A 22,738-nucleotide genomic window follows, 5' to 3' on the forward strand; every position below is an offset into this window, starting at 1 on the left:
TGCCGGGAGAGGCGGGGTCCGGTCGATCAGCCGAGGATGTCCCTGGCCAGCTCGCGCATCTCGGCTTTGCGGATCTTGCCGGTGACCGTCATCGGGAACTCGTCGACGACATGGACGTAGCGCGGGATCTTGTAGTGGGCCAGGCGGCCGGTGCAGAAGGCCCGGACTGCGGCGGCGTCGAGCAGCGGCGCGCCCTCGCGCAGCCGGAGCCAGACCATCAATTCCTCGCCGTACTTGTCGTCGGGGACGCCGATCACCTGGGCGTCGACGACATCGGGGTGGGTGAAGAGGAATTCCTCGATTTCGCGGGGGTAGATGTTCTCGCCGCCGCGGATCACCATGTCCTTGATCCGGCCGGTGACCGAGAGGTAGCCGTCGTCGTCCATGACGCCGATGTCGCCGGTGTGCATCCACCGGGCCGCGTCGATCGCCTCGGCGGTCTTGTCGGGCTGGTCCCAGTAGCCGAGCATCACCGAGTAGCCGCGGGTGCACAGTTCGCCCGCCTCGCCGCGCGGCAGGGTGCGTCCGGTCGCCGGGTCGACCACCTTCACCTCGAGGTGCGGCCCGACCCGGCCGACGGTGGCGGTGCGGCGCTCGATGCTGTCGTCGCTGCGGGTCTGGGTGGACACCGGCGAGGTCTCGGTCATGCCGTAACAGATGGACACCTCGGCCATCCCGAGCTGGTCGATGACCCGCTTCATCACCTCCACCGGGCACGGCGAGCCCGCCATGATGCCGGTGCGCAGGCTCGACAGATCCGGGGTGGCACCGGCGTCGAGCTCGGCCAGCATCGCGATGAACATCGTCGGGACGCCGTAGAGCGAGGTGCAGCGCTCAGCGGCGACGGCGGCCAGGGTCGCCGCCGGGTCGAACGCGGGCGCCGGGATCACCACGGCCGCACCGTGCGAGGTGGCCGCGAGATTGCCCATGACCATGCCGAAGCAGTGGTAGTACGGCACCGGCACGCAGATCCGGTCGAGCTCGGTGTAGCCGCACAGTTCGCCGACGAAGAAGCCGTTGTTGAGGATGTTGTGGTGGCTGAGCGTGGCGCCCTTCGGGAAACCCGTGGTGCCCGAGGTGTATTGGATATTGATCGGGTCGTCGGCCGACAGCGTCGCGGCGATGCCGGCCAGACGCGCGGCATCGGGTTCGGTGGCCGCGACCCGCTGCCACTGCGGCCGCCCGAGGATGAGCACCTGCTCCAGATCGGGACAATTCGGCCGGACCTCGTCGATCATCGCCACATAGTCCGAGGTCTTGAACTCCGGCGCCGCGATCAGCTGGCGGATACCCGCCTGCCGCAGCACGTACTCGAGTTCGCTGGTGCGATAGGCGGGGTTGATATTGACCAGCACCGCGCCCAGTTTCGCCGTGGCGTACTGCACGAGGAACCACTCCGCGCAGTTGGGCGCCCAGATCCCGACCCGGTCGCCGGCGCCGATGCCGAGGTCGGCCAGACCGGTCGCCACGGCGTCGACGGCGACGCCGAGTTCGCGGTAGGTCCAGCGCCGTCCGGTCGGGCGGTCGATCAGCGCGTCGCGGTCCGGGTGGGCGGCCACGGTGCGATCGAGGTTCGCGCCGATGGTGTCGCCGAGCAACGGGGTGTCGGCCAGGCCGTGGGCGTAGCTCAGTTCGGGCATCAGCGGGTCTCCTTGCCGCGCAGCAGGAATCGCTGCACCTTGCCACTCGGTGTCTTGGGCAGGCTCGCCACGTAGTGGACCTGCCGGGGGTAGGCGTGCGCCGCGAACTTGTCCTTGACCAGCCGCTGCAGTTCGGCGGTCAGCTCGTCGTCCCCGGTCGCGCCGTCACGCAGCACGACGAACGCTTCGAGGACCTCGCCGCGCAGCTCGTCGGGCATGCCGACGACGGCGGCCTCGGCGACCTGATCGTGCAGCACCAGCACGCTCTCGACCTCGAACGGGCCGATCCGGTAGCCGGCCATGATGATCACGTCGTCGTCGCGGGAGCTGAAATGGAAGAAGCCGTCGATGTCGCGGGCGCCGACGTCACCGGTGAGGTACCAGCGGCCGTCGGCGGTGAACCGGCTCGCGGTGCGTTCAGGGGCGTCGAGGTAACCGAGAAACCACAGCAGCGGGCTGTGATCGGTGTCGATGGCGACCCGGCCGATCTCGCCGGGCGCGGCCTCGACATCGGCGTCGTCGGACAGGACCGCGCAGGTCCAGCCGGGCAGCTGGGTGCCCATCGACCCGAGCGGGGCGGGCCGGTCGACGTCGGGATGCCAGGCATGGCAGATGACCATGCCGTGCTCGGTCTGGCCGTAGTGATCGCGCACCGCGACCCCGAGCGCCCGCTCCGACCAGGCGACGACATCGGGGGTGAGCGGCTCGCCCGCCGACGACGCCCGACGCAGCGTGATCCCCTCGGGGACGGCGCTCGCGCGCAGCGCCCGGTAGACCGTCGGCGCGGCGGCGAAGTTGGTGACGCCGAAGCGGCGCAGGACGTCGAGGGTGAGCGGAGCCGAGAAACCGGCGTGCAGCAGCAGGCTGCGGGTGCCGGTCGCCAGCGGGGCCAGGATCGCGTAATAGAGCCCGTACGCCCAGCCCGGGTCGGCGGCGTTCCAGTAGACGTCCTCGGGCCGCACGTCCAGGGCGAACTCCTGGTAGGCGTGGAACGACGCCAGCGATCGCACGGGGATCGGGACACCCTTGGGGGTGCCGGTGGTGCCGCTGGTGAACAGCTGGACCAGCAGGCCGTCACCCCCGACGGCCACCGGGACCGCGCGCGGGTCGTCGGCTCGGTGCGCGGCGAGCAGGTCGGCGAAACGCAGCGCCCCGGGGACATCGGTCTCGCCGACGATGATCGTGCGGCGATCCGGATCGGCGGGGATGTCGGCGCTCACGGCCAGCTTCGCCGCCTGGTCGGCGTCGGCGACGACCACCTTCGTGCGGCTGGCCGCGAGCCGGAAGCCGATCGCGGGCGGCGCGAAGGCGGTGAACAGCGGCACGTGCACCGCGCCGCGCCGCCAGATGCCGAGCAGCGCCACGACCAGATCGGCGGACTTGGCCATCAGTGTCGCGACCCGGTCGCCCGGCTCGACACCGAGCCCGGCCAGCGCCGCGGCGAAGCGGGCCGATCGTTCCCGCAGTTCGCCGTAGGTCAGATCGTGCGCACTCAGATCGGACTCGACGACGGTGAACGCGATCCGCTCGGCCGGATGGCGATCACACAGCAGGTCGGCCGCAGTGGCCTCGGGTCCGTCGTAACACTCGAGCAGGTCGCGCACCCGCGCGTCCAGGTCGGTACTCATCGCAGTTCTCCTCAACACCTGGACCGGGCCGCCAGGTCTTGCCCTAGAATGTGGCACACCTCACGTTCGCCACTACCCCCGAAAAGGGGTGACCGATGCCGGCCACTGCTCTGTTGCGCCCCCGCGACGGCGATGCCCTGCGCGCGGAGATCCGCTGGGTGGCGCGCCGGGCGGACGTCCCGGTGATCTTCGGCGGCGCGGTCGACGAGGACGCCCTGCTGCTCACCGAGTTCGTCGGCACCGTCACCACGGGGCTCCGCGGCCTCACGGTGCTGCGCACGTCCGGGCTCGGCGGCCAGGCTATGGACCTGCGCAGGCCCGCCTCGGTGGCCGACTATCGCGGCGCCTCCACCATCACCCACCACTACGACGGCCCGGTATGCGGAGAGGGGCTGCGCTCGGTGGTCGCGGTGCCGGTCGTGGTGGACGACCGGCCGCGCGCGGTGCTGTACGCGGCCACCCGGGGCGCCGGCCCGATCGGCGATCGCACGACCGAGGTGATCCTGCAGTCGAGCAGACGGCTGGCCGCCGAGATCGCGGTGCGCGACGAGGTGGACCGGCGGGTCAGGATGCTCGCGCTCACGGCGCCCACCCCTGCCGCCGCTCCGGCGGTCACCGAGGAACTGCGCGAGATCCACGCCGAGCTGCGGGCTCTGGCGGCGGCCAGCGGCGACGCGGGGGTGCGTGCGCAACTGTCCGGGGTGTGCGATCGGCTGACGGGAGTGCTGGCGGGTGAGTCGGCGGCGGAGGTGCCCCGGCTGTCGCGACGCGAACTCGACGTCCTCGCCCAGATCGCGCTCGGCTGCACGAATCAGGAAGCGGCGCTGCGGCTCTCACTGGGTGCCGAGACCGTCAAGAGCTATCTGCGGCAGGCGATGACCAAACTCGACGCGCGAACTCGGCACGAAGCGGTGGCGCTGGCTCGGCGCCACGGACTGCTGCCCTGATGTGTGATCGGTCACCCTCGCGGCCGTCCTGACGGCCGGTGCGCGCACCCGCGATCGACGATGCCGCCGAGTACGTCCCCCGGCCCGGGGCTCGCGTCCGGGACGCTTCGGTCCGGGCCGGGCCTCGAATCCTCCAGGGCCGCACGGTCTGTACTGGGCACATGGGCGGCACGGCCGGAGCACACCGCCCGATCGGCCGAGTACCGTTGCGCCGGAAGCCGTTCCGGATGGAACGAGCAATCCTCGCCCTGGACGATGACACAACGAATTACCCCTGCGGATACCCGAATATCTTTGGGACAAAACAATCTCGACGTCGATCCGGCCCGGTAGCGTCGGTCCGATGACGGAGCCTTTCCAATTGGCCGGCGTCTCGCTGGACTGTGACGACCCCGAAACCCTCGCCCGCTTCTATCTCGGGCTGCTCGGTGGCCGCGTGCTGTGGAACGACGTCCACAGCGTCGGAATCCGGCTCCCCTCGGGACTGACGGTCGCCGCGCAACGGGTCGAGGACTACTATCCGCCGCAGTGGCCGGGCAGCGCCGCCGTGCAGCTGGAGCTGGCCGCCGATGCCGACCTGGATCTGTGCGAACAGCACGCGATGGCGATAGGCGCCAAACCAGCTCCGGTGCAACAGGATCCGCGCTGGCGTGTCTTGCTCGACCCGGCGGGGCACCCGTTCTGTATCACCACCCGGGTGGTGCCCGCCTAGCGCGGGAGTTCCGGCTCCGGGAGCAGATCCGGCCTGCGGTCGCGGGTGCGTTCCAGCGCCTGCTCGTGCCGCCAGGCGGCCACCTTGGCGTGATCGCCGGAGAGCAGGATCGGCGGCACGTCCAGGCCGCGCCAGGACACCGGGCGGGTGTAGCTGGGACCCTCGAGCAGTCCGTCGGAGAACGAATCCTCCTGGTGGGACTGCTGATTGCCGAGCACGCCGGGGATCAAGCGCACCACGGCCTCGGTCATCACCAGCACGGCCGCCTCGCCGCCGATGAGCACGTAGTCGCCGATGCTCACCTCCTCGACGCGCACGCGACGGGCGGCGTCGTCGAAGACGCGCTGGTCGATGCCCTCGTAGCGGCCACACGCGAAGACGAGGTGGCGCTCGGTGGACCAGCGCTGCGCGGTGGCCTGGGTGAACGGCACGCCCGCGGGCGTGGGCACGACGAGCAGGGCGTCGTCGGGGCAGACCGCGTCCAGCGCGTCACCCCAGACGGTGGGCTTCATGACCATGCCGGGACCGCCGCCGTAGGGCGAATCGTCGACCGACTTGTGCACGTCGTGCGTCCAGTCACGCAGGTCGTGCACACCGATCGAGATCAGGCCCTTGTCGACGGCCTTGCCGAGCAGCGCGGTACGCAGCGGCTCGAGGTACTCCGGGAAGATCGTGACGACGTCGAGTTGCACGAATTACTCCGGATCGAGCAGGCCCTCGGGCGGATCGATGACCACCAGTCCATCGGCGATCGACACGGTCGGCACGATGGCGGTGACGAAGGGAATGAGAATCTCGCGGCCGTCGTCGGCGGCGCGCACCGACAGCAGTTCGCCCGCGGCCGAATGCAGCACTTCGGTGACCTCGCCGACGACGGTGCCGTCGGTGAGCTCGACCCGCAGGCCCTCGAGCTCGTGGTCGTAGAAGGCGTCCTCGTCCTCGGACGGGGGCAGCGATTCGCTGTCGACGACGAAGAGCATGCCGCGCAGCGCGTCGGCCGCGGTGCGGTCGGCGACGCCGTCGACGAAGACCAGAAGCCGGCCCGAGTGCTCTCGGGCCGACTTCACGGTGTAGTCGCGGGTCGCCGCGGATTTCGGCATCCGGCCGTGCAGGGTGGCACCGGGGGCGAACCGGAGTTCCGGCTCGTCGGTGCGCACCTCGACGACGAGTTCGCCGCGCACGCCGTGCGACTTGGCGACCCTACCTACGACGAGTTCCATCTAGGCGTCGGTGTCGACCACGTCGACCCGGATACCACGGCCACCGATGCCGGCGACCAGGGTGCGCAGCGCGGTCGCGGTACGACCACCGCGTCCGATCACCTTACCGAGGTCCTCGGGGTGGACGTGCACCTCGACGGTGCGCCCGCGCCGGCCGGTGATCAGCTCGACGCGGACGTCATCGGGGTTGGCGACGATGCCACGAACCAGATGTTCGACGGCATCGGCAACAACGGCAGTCATTACTCGGCAGCCTCAGCGGCGGGGGCCTCGGCGGCCTCCTCGTCCTTCTTGGCGGCCTTCTTCTTGGGGGTGACGGCCTCGGCGACGGGCTCGTTGTCGGCGGCGGCCAGCGCGGCGTTGAACAGGTCCAGCTTGGACGGCTTGGCGGCCTTCACCTTGAGGGTGCCCTCGGTGCCCGGCAGGCCCTTGAACTTCTGCCAGTCGCCGGTGATCTCCAGCAGACGCTGCACGGACTCGGTCGGCTGCGCGCCGACGGACAGCCAGTACGCGACGCGATCGGCATCGATCTCGATCAGCGAAGGCTCTTCCTTCGGGTGGTACTTGCCGATGGCCTCGATGGCCCGGCCGTCACGACGGGTACGGGCGTCGGCGACAACCACGCGGTACTGCGGGTTGCGGATCTTGCCCAGGCGGGTGAGCTTGATGCGAACAGCCATGCTGATCTGCCTCTTTCAGTAGTTTGGTCACCACGCGATTCGGCGACCCGCATGGTCTGCGGGTCCGGTTTCGCGCATGAAGTGCGTGACCGCCGCGCGGTACGTGACCGGAGACGGGCTGACACTGTCCAGGAAGGACGGTTGTTCATTGTGCCAGACCGGCCCACCCCGCTCGAAATCGGCCGTTCCCGCCACCGGTCAGCGGTGGCCGGTCACCGGGTTCGGGGTTTTGACGACCAGACCGCGCAGGACGACCCAGTCGGGGTCGGTGAGCGCGGCCGGAGTGGTGCGGGGGTCGTCGGAGTAGACGACGAAGTCGGCGGGAGCGCCTTCCTCGATGCCGGGGCGACCCAGCCAGGCGCGGGCGTTCCAGGACGCGGCGCCCAGGGCCTCGTGGGGCGACAGACCCGCACCGCCCAGGGCGGCGATCTCGTCGGCGATGCGGCCGTGGCGGATGGAACCGCCCGCGTCGGTGCCCGCGTAGATGGGCACCCCCGCCTCGTGGGCGTTGCCGACCGTGTCGCGGACACGGCGGTGCAGGTCGCGCATGTGGGCGGCGTAGACGGGAAACTTGCCCGCGCTGTCGGCGATGCCGGGGAAGGTGTCGATATTGATCAGGGTGGGGACCAGGGCGGTGCCGTGGGCGAGCATCAGCTCGATGGTGTCGTCGGTGATGCCGGTGCCGTGCTCGAGGCAGTCGATGCCCGCGTTGATCAGGCCGGGCAGAGCGTCCTCACCGAAGACGTGGGCGGTGACGCGGGCGCCGTTGGCGTGGGCGGCGTCGATCGCCTGCTTCAGGATGTCGTCGCTCCACAGCGGGCGCAGGTCGCCGACGGAGCGGTCGATCCAGTCACCCACGATCTTGACCCAGCCGTCGCCGAAGCGGGCCTGCTCGGCGACGATCTCCGGCAGGTCGCGTTCGTCGTCGAGCTCGATGCCCAGTTCGCGGATGTAGCGCTTGGGGCGGGCGATGTGGCGGCCCGCGCGGATGATGCGCGGGAGCTCGGCGTGCTCGTCGATGAAGCGGGTGTCGATCGGCGAGCCCGCGTCGCGCAGCAGCAGCGCACCGGCGTCGCGCTCGGTCTCGGCCTGGTCGATCGCGCCCTCGCGGGTCTCGTCGCCGCCGCCGTAGCGGATGCCGACGTGACAGTGGGCGTCGACCAGGCCGGGCACGATCCAGCCGGTGCGGCACAGGGTTTCGGCCCCGGCCACCGGCTCGAAGGTGACGGACCCGTCGACGACCCACAGGTCGCGCTCCTCGCCCCCGGGGAGAACCACACCACGCAGATGCACACGAACCTCCAGACGTCGGCCTGGCCCCCAACCTACCGCTCGGGGGCGGCCGAGGCACTCGCCTCGGGCGCGAGCCCGCTGCCGGTGAACTAGCGGCCGAGCGGTTCGTCGAGGAAGACCGTCACCGCGACGATCCGCGGCTCGTCGGCCGCGAAGTCGACGAAGGCCACCCCCTGCGCGGTGCCGATCCGCACACTCGCGCTGACCGTGCGCCCGGCGGCGATCATCTTGTCCCACCGGATGTCTCGCGCGAACTCGGCGAACCCGGCCGCGTCGACCGGCCGCCCGGCAGGCAGTTCCACCGCCGCCCTGGCCCCGAGCAGGTCCCGCACGCCCGCCGGGTCGCCCGCGGCGGCGGCGCCGAACAGCCTGCCGACGACGCGCTTGCCCGTCGCGCCCACGCCGCGCAGGCCGCGCAGCATGCCCATCGCGCCGCCGACGCCCAGCTCGGAGACCAGTTGCGGACCGAGCTTGGTCCCGGCCAGCACCCCGGCCGGGCCGGTGGCCAGCAGCCGCCGGATCATCACCGCCAGCTCCCAGTGCGCGGCCAGGCGCGCGATCCGCCAGCCGTCGGCCGACTCGATCAGGTCATAGCGCAGGTGCATGGGCACGGTGACGGTGGCGCCGGTCGACATGGTGGTCTCGATGTGCAGGTCGCGCACCACCGTGCGCCCGGCGACCAGGTCGCGCTCGACCCGGAAGGCGATGGTGTTCGGCGCGATGAAGACGTTGTAGAACCGCGAGATCGCCTCGCGGCCGATGTGTTCGCGCGCGCCGTACGGATCGTGCACCGCGGCGTTGTCGACGAACAGGCCGACCCAGGCGTCCTTGTCGTGCGCGGCCACCGTGCGCGGTGAGGCCTGCACGGCCGCCAGCAGGTCTTCCGCGGTCCGATCCAACGGCATGTAGGTCCTCCATAGTCGCGCTGCCCCTGCCCGATCCATGATAGAACGTGTTCTAGTTTTGCGTCGGCGATCGTGCCCGGCGCTCTGTTGGACAAAGGAATCTCGATGGACTGGTACACCGGGAACGCCACCTACGACACGGTGCTGGCCATCGCCTTCGCCTTCGCCGCGTTCGTGATCGTGGGCGGACTGTTCGCGCAGAGTCCCTACGGCCGTTTCGCCTCGACCTCGATCGGCTTCAATCTCAACCCCAAGCTCGGCTGGTGGCTGATGGAACTGCCCGCGACGGTGGTGTTCGCGGTGTTCTATCTCGGCGGGCCCGACCGTTTCGAGCCGGTGCCGCTGGTGCTGGCGGCGATCTGGCTGCTGCACTACGGCAATCGCGGCTGGTTCTTCCCGCTCTCCATCCGGCAGGTGCCGGGCAAGAAGAGCAGCTTCAACTTCTCGGTGGTCGCGGCCGGGGTGTTCGTCACCGCGTTGCACGGCTACCTCAACGGCGCGTTCTTCAGCCACGACTACAAGAACCAGTACGGCACCGCCTGGCTCACCGACCCGCGCTTCCTGATCGGGCTCGTGGTGTACCTGTGCGGCTTCGGCCTGCTGGTCCGGTCGGAGGCGATCGTGCGCAACCTGCGCGACAAGAACAACCCCGGCGCCGCCGAGTACCGCATCCCGCACGGCGGCGGCTTCCGTTTCGTCAGCAGCCCGGCCTACCTGGGCGAACTGATCGCCTGGGCCGGGTTCGCGCTACTCACCTGGTCGCTGGCCGGCGTGGCCATCTTCCTGATCACCGCGGGCAACCTGGTGCCGCGCGCCTTCGCGACGCACCGCTGGTACCGGGAGAAGTTCGTCGACTACCCCCCGACCCGCAAAGCCCTGATCCCCGGCGTGATCTGACAACTCGCCCCGCACAACCCGACCTCGAGGAGGGTTCGCCGCGCAGCGGCGGTCGCGGCCGTCCCGCCGATCAGCGGCAGTTGCGCAAGCGACGAAGGAGCAAGCAACTGCCGCTGATCGGCGGGACAGAAGGGGCCGCGACTCGAGCGCACCAGCGCTCGAATTGCACAGCTCAGTTCTTGGGGAACTTCAGCTGCGACAGGTCGATACCTTCCAGACCGGGCGGCAGCTGGTCCAGGCCGGGCGGCATCTGCGACAGGTCCATGCCCGGCGGCAGACCGGGCATCCCGGCGGGCATACCGGGGAAACCACCGCGCATCTTCGGCGGGGTCGGGCCGCGACCACCCTTCTTGCCCTTCTTGCCCTTCTTGTTGTTGCCGCGGCGCGCGCCGGGCAGGCCCATCTGACGGCCCATCATGGCCATCATCTTCTTGGCCTCGAAGAAGCGGTCGACGAGCTGGTTGACCTCGGAGACCTGCACGCCCGAGCCGTTGGCGATGCGCAGGCGGCGGGAGGCGTTGATGATCTTCGGGTTGTCGCGCTCGGCGGGGGTCATGCCGCGGATGATGGCCTGCACGCGGTCGAGCTGCTTGTCGTCGACCTGGGCGAGCACGTCCTTCATCTGACTGGCGCCCGGCAGCATGCCGAGCAGGTTGCCGATCGGGCCCATCTTGCGGATGGCCAGCATTTGATCGAGGAAGTCCTCGAGGGTGAGCTCGCCGCTGCCGATCTTGCGGGCGGTCTCCTCGGCCTGCTGGGCGTCGTAGACCTGCTCGGCCTGCTCGATCAGGGTGAGCACGTCACCCATGCCGAGAATGCGCGAGGCCATCCGGTCCGGGTGGAAGACGTCGAAGTCCTCGAGCTTCTCACCGGTGGAGGCGAACATGATCGGCGAACCGGTCACGTTGCGGACCGACAGCGCGGCACCACCGCGCGCGTCGCCGTCGAGCTTGGTGAGCACGACACCGGTGAAGCCGACACCGTCGCGGAACGCCTCGGCGGTGCTGACCGCGTCCTGACCGATCATCGCGTCGAGCACGAACAGGGTCTCGTCGGGCTGCACGGCGTCGCGGATGCCCGCCGCCTGGCGCATCAGCTCGGCGTCGATACCGAGACGGCCCGCGGTGTCGACGATGACCACGTCGTGCTGCTTGGCCTTGGCCTCCTCGACACCGGCGCGGGCGACGTCGACCGGGTCGGCCGCGGAGATGCCGAGCGGGTTCTCGCCGCCGCCCACGGAGGTGCCGGGATGCGGGGCGAACACGGGCACGCCCGCGCGCTCACCGACGACCTGCAGCTGGGTGACCGCGCCGGGACGCTGGAGGTCACAGGCGACCAGCAGCGGCTGATGACCCTGGCCCTTGAGCCATTTGGCGAGCTTGCCGGCGAGGGTGGTCTTACCGGCACCCTGCAAGCCGGCCAGCATGATGACCGTCGGCGGATTCTTGGCGAGATTGAGCCTGCGGGTCTCCCCGCCGAGGATGCCGACGAGCTCCTCGTTGACGATCTTGACGACCTGCTGCGCCGGGTTCAGCGCCGCGGAGACCTCGGCGCCCTTGGCGCGCTCCTTGACGTTGGCGATGAAGCCGCGCACCACGGGCAGCGCGACGTCGGCTTCCAGGAGGGCGAGGCGGATCTCGCGCGCCGTGGCGTCGATGTCGGCCGGTGACAGACGCCCCTTACCGCGCAGATCCTGCAGTGCACCGGTAAGCCGGTCGGACAGGGATTCGAACACCGATCGCGCTCCTGATCTGAAAGGGACGTCTATTGCCCTCCCAGGGTAATGGGTGTTATTCCCGGTGCCGCACGTGCGGTGGCGCGGTGCGCCGCAATTCGTGGTTTTCGATGTTCACCAGGTACACCGCCTCCCGCCCGGTGAGACCCAGTTCACGCGAGAGCGCCTCGATCCGCGCCCACTCGGCATCGGGACTGTCGACGTGCCGGGCGGTCGTGGAGGCGATGGTCATCGCCGCCAGGGCCTGGGCGCCGGTGAGTGTGCGCCCCGGTAGCCACGAAACCACCCACAGGTCACCGCCGACGCAACGCGCGATATGCGTGGTCGCGTCACTGGTCATCATCGATGCGGAAACGACTTCGATAGCCACGGATCTGCTCCCCTCGAACGAGTGACAGCCAGACCTCTCGAATGCTATAGGTCTGATCTCGACTGATCGGGCAACGCCGACCGTTGACGGGCAACCTGATAGCAATCGGTGGTGAAACCGTGTCCTGACTGTCTCAGTCGGCGCTCGCCTCCGCGGGCGGCGGGGGCGCCGGGAGCGGCACCACGTCCAGGACCGCCTTCTCGATGCGGTCACGCAGCTGCGGGCTGTCGGCGTCACCCAGATCGAGACAGAAGGCGTCGACCACGGCCGACCCCATCGTGACGACCTTGGCCCAGCGGACATTCACCCCGGCCGTGGCGAAGGTGCCCGCCAACCTGCTGAGCAGGCCCACCCGGTCTTCGGCGCGCAGTTCGAGAATCACCAGTCCCGGCGTGCTGGTGGCCGACCAGATCATCCGCGGCTGAGCGCGGGCATAGCGGCCCGGTCCGGCGCCGACCGCCTCGGCCTCGCGCTTGGCGAGCACCTCGGGCAGGTTCAGCGCGCCGGTGGTGGCCCGGATCAGCTCCTGGCGCAGCAGGCCCGCGTCCGGTGGGTCACCGAACTTCGGCGTCACCACGAAGGTGTTGATCGCCGACTCCCCCGCGCTGCCGAGCGAGGCCGACAGCACCCGCAGCGAGTGCAGGGCCAGCACACCCGCGGCGTCGGAGAGCAGGCCGGGCTCGTCGGGCGCGATGACGTTCACCAGGTAGGTGTGCTTGCCCTCGCCCGGCGTGAGGGTGACGTGCACGCCGCCCGCCCGCGCCTTCTCCAGCAGCTCCGGGTCGATCGGTTCCGGCTGCGGCAGCGGCTCCCCCGCCATCACCAGCTTGCAGCGCCGCACCAGGTCACCGATGAGCGAGGCCTTCCAGTCACCCCAGACACCGGGGCCGGTGGCCATCGAGTCGGCCTCGGCGAGCGCGTGCAGCAGTTCGAGCAGACCGACGTCACCGCCGAGCGCGTCGGCGACGAACCGGACGGTCTCCGGATCGGCCAGGTCACGCCGGGTCGCGGTGTCGGGCAGCAGCAGATGGTGGCGCACGATCGCGCTGAGCGTGCGCACGTCCGAGGGCCACAGGCCGAGCCTGCGGCCGATGTGGGTGGCCAGTTCGGCGCCGACGACGCTGTGATCACCCGCCCGGCCCTTGCCGATGTCGTGCAGCAGCGCGCCGAGCGCGAGCAGATCCGGCCGGGCCACCCTGGTGCTGAGCGCGCCCGCGTAGGCGACGGTCTCCATCAGGTGCCGGTCGACGGTCCAGGTGTGCAGGGCGTCGCGCGGCGGCAGGTCACGGACCGCGCCCCACTCGGGGAACAGCCTGCCCCACAGGCCGGTTCGATCCAGCGCCTCGACCGCGTCGATGCTGCCGCGGCCGGCGCCGAGCAGGACCAGCAGGTCGTTGAGCGCGTCCTTGGGCCACGGCTCGCGCAGTTCCGGCGCGTCCTCGGAGAGCCGGTTGAGCGTGGTCGCCGACATCGGCAGCCCGGTCTGCGCCGAGGCGGCGGCGACCCGCAGGATCAGGCCGGGATCGCGCTGTGGCCGCGCGTCCCTGGCCAGCACCACCTCGCCGGAATGCTCGACCACCCCCTCATCGAGTGGTCGGCGCACCGGCATCCGGCGCAGCCTGGCCAGGCCGCGGCGCGGCAGCGCGTTGGCCGCGGTGCGCAGGCCGACATCGGTCGAGTAGCTCACCGTGCGGGCCGAATCGCTCAGCGTGCGGGCCAGATCGAACCGATCGCCGATGCGTAGCGCGGCGCCGATCTCGTCGGCGTCCTGGGCGCGCAGCTGGTCGCGGGCGCGACCGGCGACGCGGTGCAGTTCGGTGCGCACGTCGAGCAGCCTGCGATGGGCCTGCTTCAGGCCGCCGCCGGGGACCTCGGGGCCCAGCCCCGGCATGGCGTCGGTCAGCTGGGCGATGGCCAGCGCGTCGAGCAGCTGGATATCGCGCAGGCCGCCCCGGCCGTTCTTGAGGTCGGGCTCGGCGCGGTGGGCGATCTCGCCGCTGCGCTGCCAGCGCGCGGTGGTCTGGGCGATCAGTTCGTCGAAGCGGGACCGGATGCCGGTCCGCCACTCCCGGCGCACTCCGCCGATGAGCAGATTGGACAGGTCCTCGTCACCGACGATGTGGCGGGCCTCGAGCAGGCCGAGCGCGGCGACCATGTCGTCGGCGGCCACCCGCAGCGCCTGCGGCACGGTGCGGACACTGTGATCGAGCTTGATGTGGGCGTCCCACAGCGGATACCAGAGCTGATCGGCGACCTCCGACACCACGGCCGGGTCGACGTCGTCGTGCAGCAGCACCAGATCCAGATCGGAGAACGGCAGCATCTCGCGACGGCCGAGGCCGCCGACCGCGACGACGGCCAGGCCGCTGTCGGCGGTGATGCCCAGTTCGTTGCCCTTGCTGGTGAGCCACAGTTCGAACAGGTCGACCAGGGCCGCGCGCAGCGATTCCGGATCGAGCCGGGGATTTCGGGGCCCCGCCCCGTCGAGCAGCTGTGCTCTGGCCTTGACCAGGTCGGCCGCCCCGTTGTTCTGAATACCGCCGTTCTGTTGTGCCACAGTCCCACCGCCATTCATGCGGGCGGCCCCGCCCCGACCGGGTCGTACCGGTGGGAGCGGGGCCGCCGCTCGATCGTTTACAACCGTGCGTCGCTACCGAATTACAGAGCGTCGCTTCCGCGTTCGCCGGTGCGGACCCGGATGATGGTGTCCACCGGGGTCACCCACACCTTGCCGTCACCGATCTTCCCGGTGCGCGAGGCCTCGACGATCACCTCGACGACCTTCTCGACCGACGCGTCGTCGACGACGACCTCGACACGAACCTTCGGAACGAAGTCCACCGAGTACTCCGCACCGCGGTAGACCTCGGTGTGGCCCTTCTGCCGGCCGTATCCCTGGACTTCGCTGACGGTCATGCCGAGCACGCCTGCCTGCTCCAGCCCGGTCTTCACGTCTTCGAGCGTGAACGGTTTGACGATTGCCGTAACCAGTTTCATGTTCGTCATGCCTCCTTGACGAGCGAGCGTGCCGTGCCACCCACAGCAGCGAAATCGTAAGCGGTTTCCGCGTGCTCGGACTCGTCCAGGCCCGCCGCCTCGGACTCCTCGCTCGCGCGCAGGCCGATGGTGAACTTGATCGCGTACGCGATCACGGCCGTCACGACCAGCGAGTAGGCCAGGACGGTGAAGGCACCGACAGCCTGCAGCTTCAACTGCTCGACTCCACCACCGTAGAACAGACCCTCGACAGCTGCGGGAGCTTCGGCCGTGGCGACCAGGCCGACCATCAGGGTGCCGACCAGACCACCGACCAGGTGGACGCCGACGACGTCGAGCGAGTCGTCGAAGCCGAAGCGGAACTTCAGGCCGACGGCCAGGGCGCACAGCGCGCCGGAGACGACACCGATGGCCAGCGCGCCGACGACGTTCACCGAGGAACAGGCCGGGGTGATCGCGACCAGACCGGCGACGATGCCCGAGGCCGCGCCGAGGGAGGTCGGGTGACCGTCACGGATCTTCTCCACCAGCAGCCAGGCGAGCATCGCGGCCGCGGTGGCGATGGTGGTGGTGAGGAAGGTGGCACCGGCGATACCGTTGGAGCCCACCGCCGAACCTGCGTTGAAGCCGTACCAGCCGAACCACAGCAGACCGGCGCCGAGCATGACGAACGGCAGGTTGTGCGGACGGAACGGGGACTTCGGCCAGCCCTTGCGCTTACCGAGGATCAGGCACAGGACCAGACCGGCCGCACCGGCGTTGATGTGCACCGCGGTACCACCGGCGAAGTCGATCGCCTTGAGGTTGGTCGCGATCCAGCCGCCGTTCTCGGCGGTGATGCCGTCGAAGGCGAAGACCCAGTGCGCGACGGGGAAGTAGACGATGGTGGCCCAAATTCCGGCAAAGACGAGCCACGAACCGAACTTCAGGCGGTCGGCGACCGCGCCCGAGATGAGGGCGACCGTGATGATCGCGAACATGAGCTGGAAGGCGACGAAGACCGACAGCGGGATGGTGCCCGCGAGCGGGATCCCCGCCGGCGTCGCCGGGTCGGTGGTGGCCAGGTACTGGCCGCCGAACACGCCCTTCAGGCCGAAGTACTGGAGCGGGTCACCGAAGAAGTTGCCCTTGTCTTCGCCGAATGCCACTGAGAAGCCGTAGAGACACCACAGGATGGTCACCAGACCCATCGCGGAGATGCTCATCATGATCATGTTCAGCACGTTCTTGCCACGGACCATACCGCCGTAGAAAAACGCCAAGCCCGGCGTCATCAGCAGCACGAGTGCTGACGCGGTCAGCAACCATGCAGTGTCACCGGCATCGGGTGCGCCGATTACGGGAAATGCCACCTTGTGTTCCTCCTCATCTCGGGCCCTGCCGATGACGGCAAAAGGACCTGTACAGAAGGGTCGCCACTCGGTGTTTCATCCGTTGAGCTGTGGTGTTTCACCTGAGTGAACGGATAGCGCGGTTGTGTTGCTTCCACGTTTCGTGCGGTTGGCCACCACTTGTCGCCTCACGGTGAGACCGGTACGAGTGTGCGGTTCGCCCGGCGTTCGCGCGGGGAGGCGGGCACGGCGTTTCCCCTGAAAAACAGCGATGCCCGCCCGATCGCTGGATCGGGCGGGCATCGCCGGCTGACTACGCGGCGCTGCCGAGCAGGGCGTCGACGAAGGCACCGGGCTCGAACGGCGCCAGATCGTCGGCGCCCTCGCCCAGACCGACGAGCTTCACCGGCACGCCCAGCTCGTGCTGCACCTGGAACACGATGCCGCCCTTGGCGGTGCCGTCCAGCTTGGTCAGCACGACGCCGGTGATGTCGACGACATCGGCGAAGACCCGCGCCTGCATCAGGCCGTTCTGGCCGACGGTCGAGTCGAGCACCAGCAGGACCTCGTCGACCTCGGCCTTCTTCTCCACGACGCGCTTGACCTTGCCCAGCTCGTCCATCAGGCCGGTCTTGGTGTGCAAGCGACCCGCGGTATCGATCAGGACCGCGTCGACCCCGCGATCGATGCCGGCGGTGACCGCGTCGAAGGCGACGGCGGCCGGGTCGGCGGCCTCCTTGCCACGCACGGTCTCGGCGCCGACGCGCTCGCCCCAGGTCTGTAGCTGATCGGCGGCGGCGGCGCGGAAGGTGTCGGCGGCGCCGAGCAGCACCCGGCGGCCGTCGGCGACGAGCACCCGGGCCAGCTTGCCGGTGGTGGTGGTCTTGCCGGTGCCGTTGACGCCGACGACCAGCAGGATCGCCGGATGGTCGGCGTGCGGCAACGCGTGAATGGACCGGTCCAGCTCGGGGCGCAGCGCCTCGATCAGCACGTCACGCAGGGTGGCGCGGGCCTGCTCCGGTGTGCGCACGCTGCGCGCGGCCATCTCCTCGCGCAGGCGCTCGACGATCTTCGCGGTGCTCGCGGTGCCGATATCGGCCAGCACCAGGGTGTCCTCGACCTCCTCCCACGAGTCCTCGTCGAGGTCACCACCGCCGAGCAGACCGAGCAGGCTCTTGCCGACCGCGTTCTGCGAACGGGACAGCCTGCCGCGCAGGCGCTCGAGCCGGCCGGAGGTGGGGTCGATCTCCTCGATCGCGGCGGCGACCGCGTCGACCTCGGCGGGCGCGGTCGGGGCGGGGGCCTCGGCGACAGGTTCGGCGGGCGCGGTCTCGGCCGGGGTGGGTTCGGTCTCGGCCGGTGCCGTCTCGACGGGGACGGTGTCGGTGGGCGCGGTCTCGGTGGGCGCGGTCTCGGTCGCGGCGGTGTCCAGGGAGCTCAGGTCGTCCGGGACGACCACGGTCTCGGCGGCCTGGACATCGGCCTCGGGCAGCGGGACGTCGGTGATGCCGCGGCGGGGGGCGTCGCGCGGGACGGCGGCGTCGTCGCCGACGTGCGGCTGCCCCTCGTCGTCGGTGCGCTCCCCCACCGGTTCGGGTCGTGGCAGCGTGGGCGCCGACCCACCCTGACTGAAACTGAATCCGCCGGACGCGGTGTACCCACCGGACCGGTCCGTCAACTCCTTGTCCGGCTCGGGCGGTGCCAGGGAGATCTGGCGCCGCTTGTACAGGACGAAACCCGCGACGAGCGCCACCAACAGCACGGCGGCGATCGCGGCGATCAGGATCCACGCTTGCGAACTCACCCGGCAGAGTCTATTCGGGAGGCGGATCGCGGCACGTCGGCGGCGTCGGCGCGGCGGGTCGGTGACGAGGGACGGAGCGCATCGGCACGCCGGGGAAACACTACAGATTCGTTGTCCTGCGGAACTTCTGGCGCTCGCCCCATAGGATCGGCGACGTGACCGATCGAAACGTGCTTGGGGGGCCGCTGGAAGAGTGCGGCACCGATCCTCTCACGGGCTTCTACCGGGACGGCTGCTGCAGCACCGGTCCGGAGGATCTCGGCAGCCACACCGTGTGCACGGTCGTGACGGCGGAATTCCTGGAGCATCAGGCATCCATCGGCAACGACCTCAGCACTCCGCGTCCGGAGAACAACTTCCCCGGCCTGCAGCCGGGCGACCGCTGGTGTGTGGTGGCGGTGCGCTGGTTGCACGCGCACGAGGACGGCGTCGCCGCACCGGTGGTGCTGGCCGCGACGCACGAGAACGCCCTGGAGGTCATCTCCATGGACATCCTCCGCAAATACGCCGTGGACGTGCCGGACGACGTCAGCGATCTGCTGTAGGCACGGGGTGGCGCCTGCGGTGCGCCTTCTGCCGGCAGGCTGCCGAACAGTAGCGGGCGGGCCTGCCGGTGGCCGATCGGCGCACCGGTGCGGCGCACACGGGACAGCGCGGAGTTTCGTCACCCGGACGCGTTTCGTCACGGCCTGACGGCGCCGGTTCCGTGACGCCCGCCGGGCGGGCGCGCAGGGCGTCGAGGACGAGCACGACAGCGGGCGCGAGCGGCTCGCCCGCGCGCCGATGCCGTTGGATCGCCACGCAGCCGGTGAAGATGTCGAGCACGTCGGCGACGCCGACATCGGCGCGAACGGTGCCCTGCCGTTGGGCGGCGGCGAGCAGGGCGCCCAGCGCCCGATGAAAGCGGTTACCCGCGCCGCGAAGCAGGGCTCGTGGCCAGCCGTCGTCGGATTGCACCAGGTCACAGAGGTCCTTGTTGCCCGGCGTCGTCACGATGACGTGGGTGCACAGCGCGAAGAAGGCCGCGCCGGGGTCGGGATCGGCCAGATGCTCGGCGGCCAGCGCGGCGAGCCGGTCGACCCGCTGCTGCATCACCGCCTCCAGGAGATCGGTCTTGGTCGGGAAGTGCCGGTGAACGGTGCCCGCGCCGACGCCGGCCCGGCGGGCGACCTCTGCCAGCGAGACGGTGGTGCCGCGTTCGGCGAGCGCGCGCTGCGCGGCGGCCAGCACGAGGGCCCGGTTACGCCGGGCGTCGGCCCGGATGGCCGGTTCCGCGCCGTTGTCGACGGACATTTCGTTACGCCTTCCCTGCACCACACCTGGTCAACCGTGTCGACCCGCCCGTACCGTCCGGAATACGGGTCGACCGACCCGATTATAAGGAACGAAACGGAGCTCATCCGCAATGACTTCAGCACTGCCCGTTCTGATCACCGGCGCGACCGGCAAGCAGGGCGGCGCCACCGCCGGGAAACTGCTGGCCGACGGACACCCGGTGCGCGCCCTCGTCCGCGATCCCGCCGCGCCGGCGGCCCGCGCCCTGGCCGAGGCCGGCGCCGAGCTGGCGATCGGCGATTTCGACGATCCCGCCTCGATGCGGGCGGCCGCCACCGGGGTCCGGGCCGTATTCCTCGTTCCCCCAGTCGATTACGGCCCGAGCGGCTGGAACGCGGGCGATGAGGGCCGCCGTGGTGTCGCCATGGTCGATGCCGCGCGCGCCGCGGGCACCGACCAGATCGTGTTCACCGGCGTGGCCGCGCTCGGCTCGGCCGACTCGTGGGGCCAGGAGGGCAAACGCCGGATCGAGGACGCGGTCGCCGCGTCCGGCCTGCGCTACACCGTGCTGCGCCCGGTGCGGTTCATGGAGAACTACCTCCTGCGGGGATCGCCGGTCGACGGCATCAGGGCGGGCGGGGAACACCGCCACCTGTTCCCCGCCGATCAGCCGCTCCAGATGGTCGCCCTGGCCGACATCGCCGCCTTCGCCGCGCTGGCCTTCGCCGCTCCGGCCGACTGGCACGGCCGGACCCTGGAGCTGGCGAGCGAGGCGATCACCCCGGTCGCGGCCGCCGCGGCCATCGCCGAGGCCACCGGCCGGGCGATCCACTACCGCGAGATCGACGAATCCGAGGCCGAGGCGATCGGCCCCCAACTGGGCAACACCTGGCGATTGATCCGCGAAACCGGCGGCTGGCACGCCGACCTCCCCGCCCTGCGCGCGCTGTACCCGGGCCTCACAACCCTGCGGGAATGGCTGGCCACGGGCGGAGCGGCGAAAATATCGGCCGAGCTCGACGAGCCCGCCCCGACCGCCTGACCACCGCGTCGCCCGCCGCAGCCGTGCGACCAGGCAACAGCGCGCAGCCACGCGGCGTAGCCCCGGCAGCACAGCGCGGATTCCGGCCAGGGTGCCGGTCACCTGACCAGGCCCGCCGAGCCTTGTCACGCCGGGCGGTGGCAGGCCGATACCGCGCGGCTCCCGGTGGCTCGAGCGGGCTCTCTGCGCACGGTTCAGGCTCCGGCACGCTCGGGCGATGCGGCGCAGTGGAGGGTGGTCTGTCGGGTCTCACCGCATCACCACACCTGGTCGGCGGGTCGTGACGGTGACGTCGTTATCCCGCCAGCGACCGGTTCGGCGGCTTCCTACCGTCGGTCGTTGTGCATGCTGAACCTGTCGCCACGAGGCCGAGAACTCCGCTGCGTGGCTCTGTCGTGTTGTTCATGTCATCGGCTGCCGCGCTGGGGACCTCGGCGCTGTATCCGCTGCAACCCGCGATCGCGGATGTCGCGGACTCGGTGGGCGCGGGGATCGCGGTCGTGGGGACCGCGCTGGCGTGCGGGCCGGTCGGGTATCTGGTAGGGCTCGGGCTGCTGGTCCCGCTGGTCGACCGGTTCTCGCCCGCGCGGCTGCTCGCGGTCCAGTTCGCGGTGCTCGCCGCGGCATTGGCGATGAGCGCGACGGTCGGCCGACCGTGGCAGCTGGGCGTGGTGATCGGCGTGGTCGGGGCGTGTTCGGCGGTGGGCGCCGCGCTCAGTTCGGTGGCGGGACGGCTCGCGTCACCGGATCGGCGCGCGACGATCCTCGGCATCGTGACCGCGGGGATCTCGGCAGGCATCCTGGCCGGGCGCATCGTCGGCGGGTGGCTCGCCGACGAGATCGGCTGGCGTGCGATGCAACTGACGTTCGCGGCCGCCTGCGGGTGCGTCGCGCTCGGCTGCCTGGCCGTGCTGCCGACCGAGCGGGGCACCAGCGATCGCGGCTACCTCCGGACGCTGCGTTCCCTCCCCCGCCTGATGGCACGCGACGACACACTGCGGACCGCGTCGATCCGCGGCGCGCTGTGGTTCTTCGCGTTCTGCGCGGTGTGGAGCGGACTCGCGGTCGCGCTGTCCGAGCCGCCGTTCTCGTATTCGGCGGAACAGATCGGCCTGTACGCCCTGGCAGGGCTGTCGGGCATCGCGGCGACGCGGATCGCGGGCGGATGGACCGATCGCGTCGGCCCCCGGCGGGTCCTGCTGATCGGTCTCGCCCTGGCCGGTGTCGCCGCGATCGTCCTGGGCACCAGCCTGACCGGCACCGTGGTGACGCTGGTCTGCCTCGCGCTGTTCGACGCCGGCCTCTTCGCCGCCCAGGTCGCGAATCAGAGCACCGTGCTCGCCATCGACCCGGCCTCGCCCGCGCGCTTCAACAGCGCGTACATGATGGTGTATTTCGTGGGCGGCAGCCTCGGCACCGCCTTCGGCGCGGCCGCGGTCGAGTGGTTCGGCTGGACCGCGACCGCCACGATCGCGGCACTCGCCATCGGGGTCGCGGCGATCCTCGTCGCGATCGCCCCCCGCGACTCGACTCCGGTCGCACCGTGAGAAGCCCCGCCACGGCGCCGAGCGAATGCCGGTCTCCCCGGCGCCGTCGCGCGCGGATCAGTTCAGCGCGCCGTTGTAATCCGGGAACTTGAAGGTGCGCTCGGCGTGCCCACCGGACAGGTCCGACGGGCTGTTGCCGATATTGGCGACGATCGTGTAGCCCTTGCTCTCGATATCGGCCCGGCTCGCGGTCTTGCACTCGGCCAGTCCGGCATTGCCCGCCGACAGCGTGGTCGGCGCGCTGCCGTACAGCCCGTCGACCGGGTAGCCCACCGAGCTCAGGTTCGCCTGCGAATAGGCGTTGACCAGCGCGGGCCTGCCGGTGACGAAGATGATCGCGGCACCGTTCTGCTTCGCCCAGGTGGCCAGGCCGAGCACCGGCTGGATCGCCGGGATGATCAGCCCCGTGTTGTAGGAGGTCTCGAGCGTCGTGTTGTCGATGTCGAAGACGATCGCGGGCTTGGTCGCGCCGGGCAGCCGGCCGGCGAGATAGGTCTTCGCCTCGGCCACGACGGGTGTGATCTCACCGATCCACTGCGCGTACGGCGGCAGCTCGGACTTGTTGCCCGACAACGACGACGAGCCGCCGCCGGACAGCGACGACGAACCGGTGTCGGCGCCGGCCACGGGCAGTGGGGCGAGGAGCGCGGCCGCGATACCGGCGACCAGCGATGCTGTAACACGTTTCATCCGTCGCACGCTAACAGCGGCCACC

General features: G+C 70.4%; 22 protein-coding genes. 6 read left to right on the forward strand and 16 right to left on the reverse strand.

What is annotated here, in order from left to right; all coding sequences use genetic code 11:
- Positions 1 to 26 precede the first annotated feature (26 nt).
- Both Q7X29_RS25430 and Q7X29_RS25435 read right to left on the reverse strand, forming a co-directional pair.
- Complete coding sequence (locus tag Q7X29_RS25430) at positions 27 to 1,640, reverse strand: AMP-binding protein (RefSeq protein WP_316575572.1); 1,614 nt, start codon at positions 1,638 to 1,640, stop codon at positions 27 to 29.
- A complete protein-coding gene (locus Q7X29_RS25435; RefSeq protein ID WP_316575573.1) occupies positions 1,640 to 3,268 on the reverse strand; it encodes an AMP-binding protein in 1,629 nt (542 codons plus the stop codon). The genes Q7X29_RS25430 and Q7X29_RS25435 overlap by 1 nt, the downstream gene beginning before the upstream one ends.
- Positions 3,269 to 3,363: 95 nt before the next feature.
- Between Q7X29_RS25435 and Q7X29_RS25440 the strand changes: the two genes are divergently transcribed.
- A complete protein-coding gene (locus Q7X29_RS25440) occupies positions 3,364 to 4,215 on the forward strand; it encodes a helix-turn-helix transcriptional regulator (protein WP_218716831.1) in 852 nt (283 codons plus the stop codon).
- A 343-nt stretch (positions 4,216 to 4,558) separates the two neighbouring features.
- Positions 4,559 to 4,927, forward strand: a complete 369-nt coding sequence (locus Q7X29_RS25445) for a VOC family protein (protein ID WP_218716830.1) — start codon at positions 4,559 to 4,561, stop codon at positions 4,925 to 4,927.
- On the opposite strand, the gene trmD is transcribed toward Q7X29_RS25445, so the two are convergent.
- The 6 genes from trmD to Q7X29_RS25475 all read right to left on the reverse strand — a co-directional run bounded on the left by trmD (position 4,924) and on the right by Q7X29_RS25475 (position 9,025).
- Positions 4,924 to 5,619 carry a tRNA (guanosine(37)-N1)-methyltransferase TrmD gene (gene trmD / locus Q7X29_RS25450; protein WP_218716829.1) on the reverse strand — a complete coding sequence of 232 codons (696 nt, stop codon included), beginning with the start codon at positions 5,617 to 5,619 and terminating at the stop codon, positions 4,924 to 4,926. The two genes, Q7X29_RS25445 and trmD, sit on opposite strands and share 4 nt — an antisense overlap.
- Positions 5,620 to 5,622: 3 nt before the next feature.
- Complete coding sequence (gene rimM, locus Q7X29_RS25455) at positions 5,623 to 6,147, reverse strand: ribosome maturation factor RimM (protein WP_218716828.1); 525 nt, start codon at positions 6,145 to 6,147, stop codon at positions 5,623 to 5,625.
- The gene (locus Q7X29_RS25460; RefSeq protein ID WP_019048210.1) at positions 6,148 to 6,390 is read right to left on the reverse strand and encodes an RNA-binding protein; all 243 of its coding nucleotides are present in this window, start codon (positions 6,388 to 6,390) and stop codon (positions 6,148 to 6,150) included.
- The gene (gene rpsP, locus Q7X29_RS25465) at positions 6,390 to 6,827 is read right to left on the reverse strand and encodes a 30S ribosomal protein S16 (protein ID WP_218716827.1); all 438 of its coding nucleotides are present in this window, start codon (positions 6,825 to 6,827) and stop codon (positions 6,390 to 6,392) included. Before rpsP ends, Q7X29_RS25460 begins: the two co-directional genes overlap by 1 nt.
- 198 nt (positions 6,828 to 7,025) lie before the next feature.
- Positions 7,026 to 8,120 carry a metal-dependent hydrolase family protein gene (locus tag Q7X29_RS25470; RefSeq protein ID WP_316575574.1) on the reverse strand — a complete coding sequence of 365 codons (1,095 nt, stop codon included), beginning with the start codon at positions 8,118 to 8,120 and terminating at the stop codon, positions 7,026 to 7,028.
- A gap of 89 nt (positions 8,121 to 8,209) precedes the next feature.
- On the reverse strand, positions 8,210 to 9,025 hold the full coding sequence (locus Q7X29_RS25475; protein WP_316575575.1) for a nuclear transport factor 2 family protein: 816 nt from the start codon (positions 9,023 to 9,025) through the stop codon (positions 8,210 to 8,212).
- Positions 9,026 to 9,130: 105 nt separating this feature from the next.
- Here Q7X29_RS25475 and Q7X29_RS25480 point away from each other — a divergent pair, with 105 nt between their 5' ends.
- Complete coding sequence (locus Q7X29_RS25480; RefSeq protein WP_218716824.1) at positions 9,131 to 9,922, forward strand: phosphatidylethanolamine N-methyltransferase family domain-containing protein; 792 nt, start codon at positions 9,131 to 9,133, stop codon at positions 9,920 to 9,922.
- A gap of 172 nt (positions 9,923 to 10,094) precedes the next feature.
- Here the strand turns inward: Q7X29_RS25480 and ffh are convergent, their stop codons facing one another.
- The 6 genes from ffh to ftsY all read right to left on the reverse strand — a co-directional run bounded on the left by ffh (position 10,095) and on the right by ftsY (position 18,159).
- Positions 10,095 to 11,657 (reverse strand): signal recognition particle protein, encoded by a 1,563-nt coding sequence (gene ffh, locus Q7X29_RS25485; protein ID WP_316575576.1) that lies wholly within the window; start codon positions 11,655 to 11,657, stop codon positions 10,095 to 10,097.
- A gap of 55 nt (positions 11,658 to 11,712) precedes the next feature.
- Positions 11,713 to 12,027, reverse strand: coding sequence for a hypothetical protein (locus Q7X29_RS25490; protein WP_308248378.1), 315 nt, complete (start codon positions 12,025 to 12,027; stop codon positions 11,713 to 11,715).
- A 133-nt stretch (positions 12,028 to 12,160) separates the two neighbouring features.
- A complete protein-coding gene (locus Q7X29_RS25495; protein ID WP_218716822.1) occupies positions 12,161 to 14,602 on the reverse strand; it encodes a [protein-PII] uridylyltransferase in 2,442 nt (813 codons plus the stop codon).
- Positions 14,603 to 14,685: 83 nt separating this feature from the next.
- Positions 14,686 to 15,024, reverse strand: coding sequence for a P-II family nitrogen regulator (locus Q7X29_RS25500; protein WP_110036141.1), 339 nt, complete (start codon positions 15,022 to 15,024; stop codon positions 14,686 to 14,688).
- A 5-nt stretch (positions 15,025 to 15,029) separates the two neighbouring features.
- The gene (locus Q7X29_RS25505) at positions 15,030 to 16,376 is read right to left on the reverse strand and encodes an ammonium transporter (protein WP_218716821.1); all 1,347 of its coding nucleotides are present in this window, start codon (positions 16,374 to 16,376) and stop codon (positions 15,030 to 15,032) included.
- Positions 16,377 to 16,668: 292 nt separating this feature from the next.
- Positions 16,669 to 18,159 carry a signal recognition particle-docking protein FtsY gene (gene ftsY / locus Q7X29_RS25510; protein ID WP_316575577.1) on the reverse strand — a complete coding sequence of 497 codons (1,491 nt, stop codon included), beginning with the start codon at positions 18,157 to 18,159 and terminating at the stop codon, positions 16,669 to 16,671.
- Between the two features lie 155 nt (positions 18,160 to 18,314).
- Here ftsY and Q7X29_RS25515 point away from each other — a divergent pair, with 155 nt between their 5' ends.
- Complete coding sequence (locus Q7X29_RS25515) at positions 18,315 to 18,704, forward strand: DUF2237 family protein (RefSeq protein ID WP_019048221.1); 390 nt, start codon at positions 18,315 to 18,317, stop codon at positions 18,702 to 18,704.
- Here the strand turns inward: Q7X29_RS25515 and Q7X29_RS25520 are convergent.
- A complete protein-coding gene (locus Q7X29_RS25520; protein WP_316575578.1) occupies positions 18,688 to 19,452 on the reverse strand; it encodes a TetR/AcrR family transcriptional regulator in 765 nt (254 codons plus the stop codon). The two genes, Q7X29_RS25515 and Q7X29_RS25520, sit on opposite strands and share 17 nt — an antisense overlap.
- A 112-nt stretch (positions 19,453 to 19,564) precedes the next feature.
- Here Q7X29_RS25520 and Q7X29_RS25525 point away from each other — a divergent pair, with 112 nt between their 5' ends.
- The gene (locus tag Q7X29_RS25525; RefSeq protein WP_316575579.1) at positions 19,565 to 20,476 is read left to right on the forward strand and encodes an NmrA family NAD(P)-binding protein; all 912 of its coding nucleotides are present in this window, start codon (positions 19,565 to 19,567) and stop codon (positions 20,474 to 20,476) included.
- Positions 20,477 to 20,880: 404 nt separating this feature from the next.
- On the forward strand, positions 20,881 to 22,023 hold the full coding sequence (locus Q7X29_RS25530) for an MFS transporter (RefSeq protein WP_316575580.1): 1,143 nt from the start codon (positions 20,881 to 20,883) through the stop codon (positions 22,021 to 22,023).
- Positions 22,024 to 22,080: 57 nt separating this feature from the next.
- On the opposite strand, the gene Q7X29_RS25535 is transcribed toward Q7X29_RS25530, so the two are convergent.
- Positions 22,081 to 22,713: an HAD family acid phosphatase gene (locus Q7X29_RS25535; RefSeq protein ID WP_316575581.1), complete on the reverse strand. Its 633-nt coding sequence runs from the start codon at positions 22,711 to 22,713 to the stop codon at positions 22,081 to 22,083.
- Positions 22,714 to 22,738 lie beyond the last annotated feature (25 nt).

This window comes from Nocardia canadensis (genome assembly GCF_032656385.1).
GTDB classification, from domain to species: domain Bacteria; phylum Actinomycetota; class Actinomycetes; order Mycobacteriales; family Mycobacteriaceae; genus Nocardia; species Nocardia canadensis.

What these genes read in the sequence shown, in the direction of transcription:
- Q7X29_RS25430 (WP_316575572.1), bottom strand. Translation starts at nt 1,640, where the DNA reads ATGCCCGAACTGAGCTACGCCCACGGCCTGGCCGACACCCCGTTGCTC.
- Q7X29_RS25435 (WP_316575573.1), bottom strand. Translation starts at nt 3,268, where the DNA reads ATGAGTACCGACCTGGACGCGCGGGTGCGCGACCTGCTCGAGTGTTAC.
- Q7X29_RS25440 (WP_218716831.1), top strand. Translation starts at nt 3,364, where the DNA reads ATGCCGGCCACTGCTCTGTTGCGCCCCCGCGACGGCGATGCCCTGCGC.
- Q7X29_RS25445 (WP_218716830.1), top strand. Translation starts at nt 4,559, where the DNA reads ATGACGGAGCCTTTCCAATTGGCCGGCGTCTCGCTGGACTGTGACGAC.
- rimM (WP_218716828.1), bottom strand. Translation starts at nt 6,147, where the DNA reads ATGGAACTCGTCGTAGGTAGGGTCGCCAAGTCGCACGGCGTGCGCGGC.
- Q7X29_RS25460 (WP_019048210.1), bottom strand. Translation starts at nt 6,390, where the DNA reads ATGACTGCCGTTGTTGCCGATGCCGTCGAACATCTGGTTCGTGGCATC.
- rpsP (WP_218716827.1), bottom strand. Translation starts at nt 6,827, where the DNA reads ATGGCTGTTCGCATCAAGCTCACCCGCCTGGGCAAGATCCGCAACCCG.
- Q7X29_RS25475 (WP_316575575.1), bottom strand. Translation starts at nt 9,025, where the DNA reads ATGCCGTTGGATCGGACCGCGGAAGACCTGCTGGCGGCCGTGCAGGCC.
- Q7X29_RS25480 (WP_218716824.1), top strand. Translation starts at nt 9,131, where the DNA reads ATGGACTGGTACACCGGGAACGCCACCTACGACACGGTGCTGGCCATC.
- Q7X29_RS25495 (WP_218716822.1), bottom strand. Translation starts at nt 14,602, where the DNA reads ATGAATGGCGGTGGGACTGTGGCACAACAGAACGGCGGTATTCAGAAC.
- Q7X29_RS25500 (WP_110036141.1), bottom strand. Translation starts at nt 15,024, where the DNA reads ATGAAACTGGTTACGGCAATCGTCAAACCGTTCACGCTCGAAGACGTG.
- Q7X29_RS25520 (WP_316575578.1), bottom strand. Translation starts at nt 19,452, where the DNA reads ATGTCCGTCGACAACGGCGCGGAACCGGCCATCCGGGCCGACGCCCGG.
- Q7X29_RS25525 (WP_316575579.1), top strand. Translation starts at nt 19,565, where the DNA reads ATGACTTCAGCACTGCCCGTTCTGATCACCGGCGCGACCGGCAAGCAG.
- Q7X29_RS25530 (WP_316575580.1), top strand. Translation starts at nt 20,881, where the DNA reads ATGTCATCGGCTGCCGCGCTGGGGACCTCGGCGCTGTATCCGCTGCAA.
- Q7X29_RS25535 (WP_316575581.1), bottom strand. Translation starts at nt 22,713, where the DNA reads ATGAAACGTGTTACAGCATCGCTGGTCGCCGGTATCGCGGCCGCGCTC.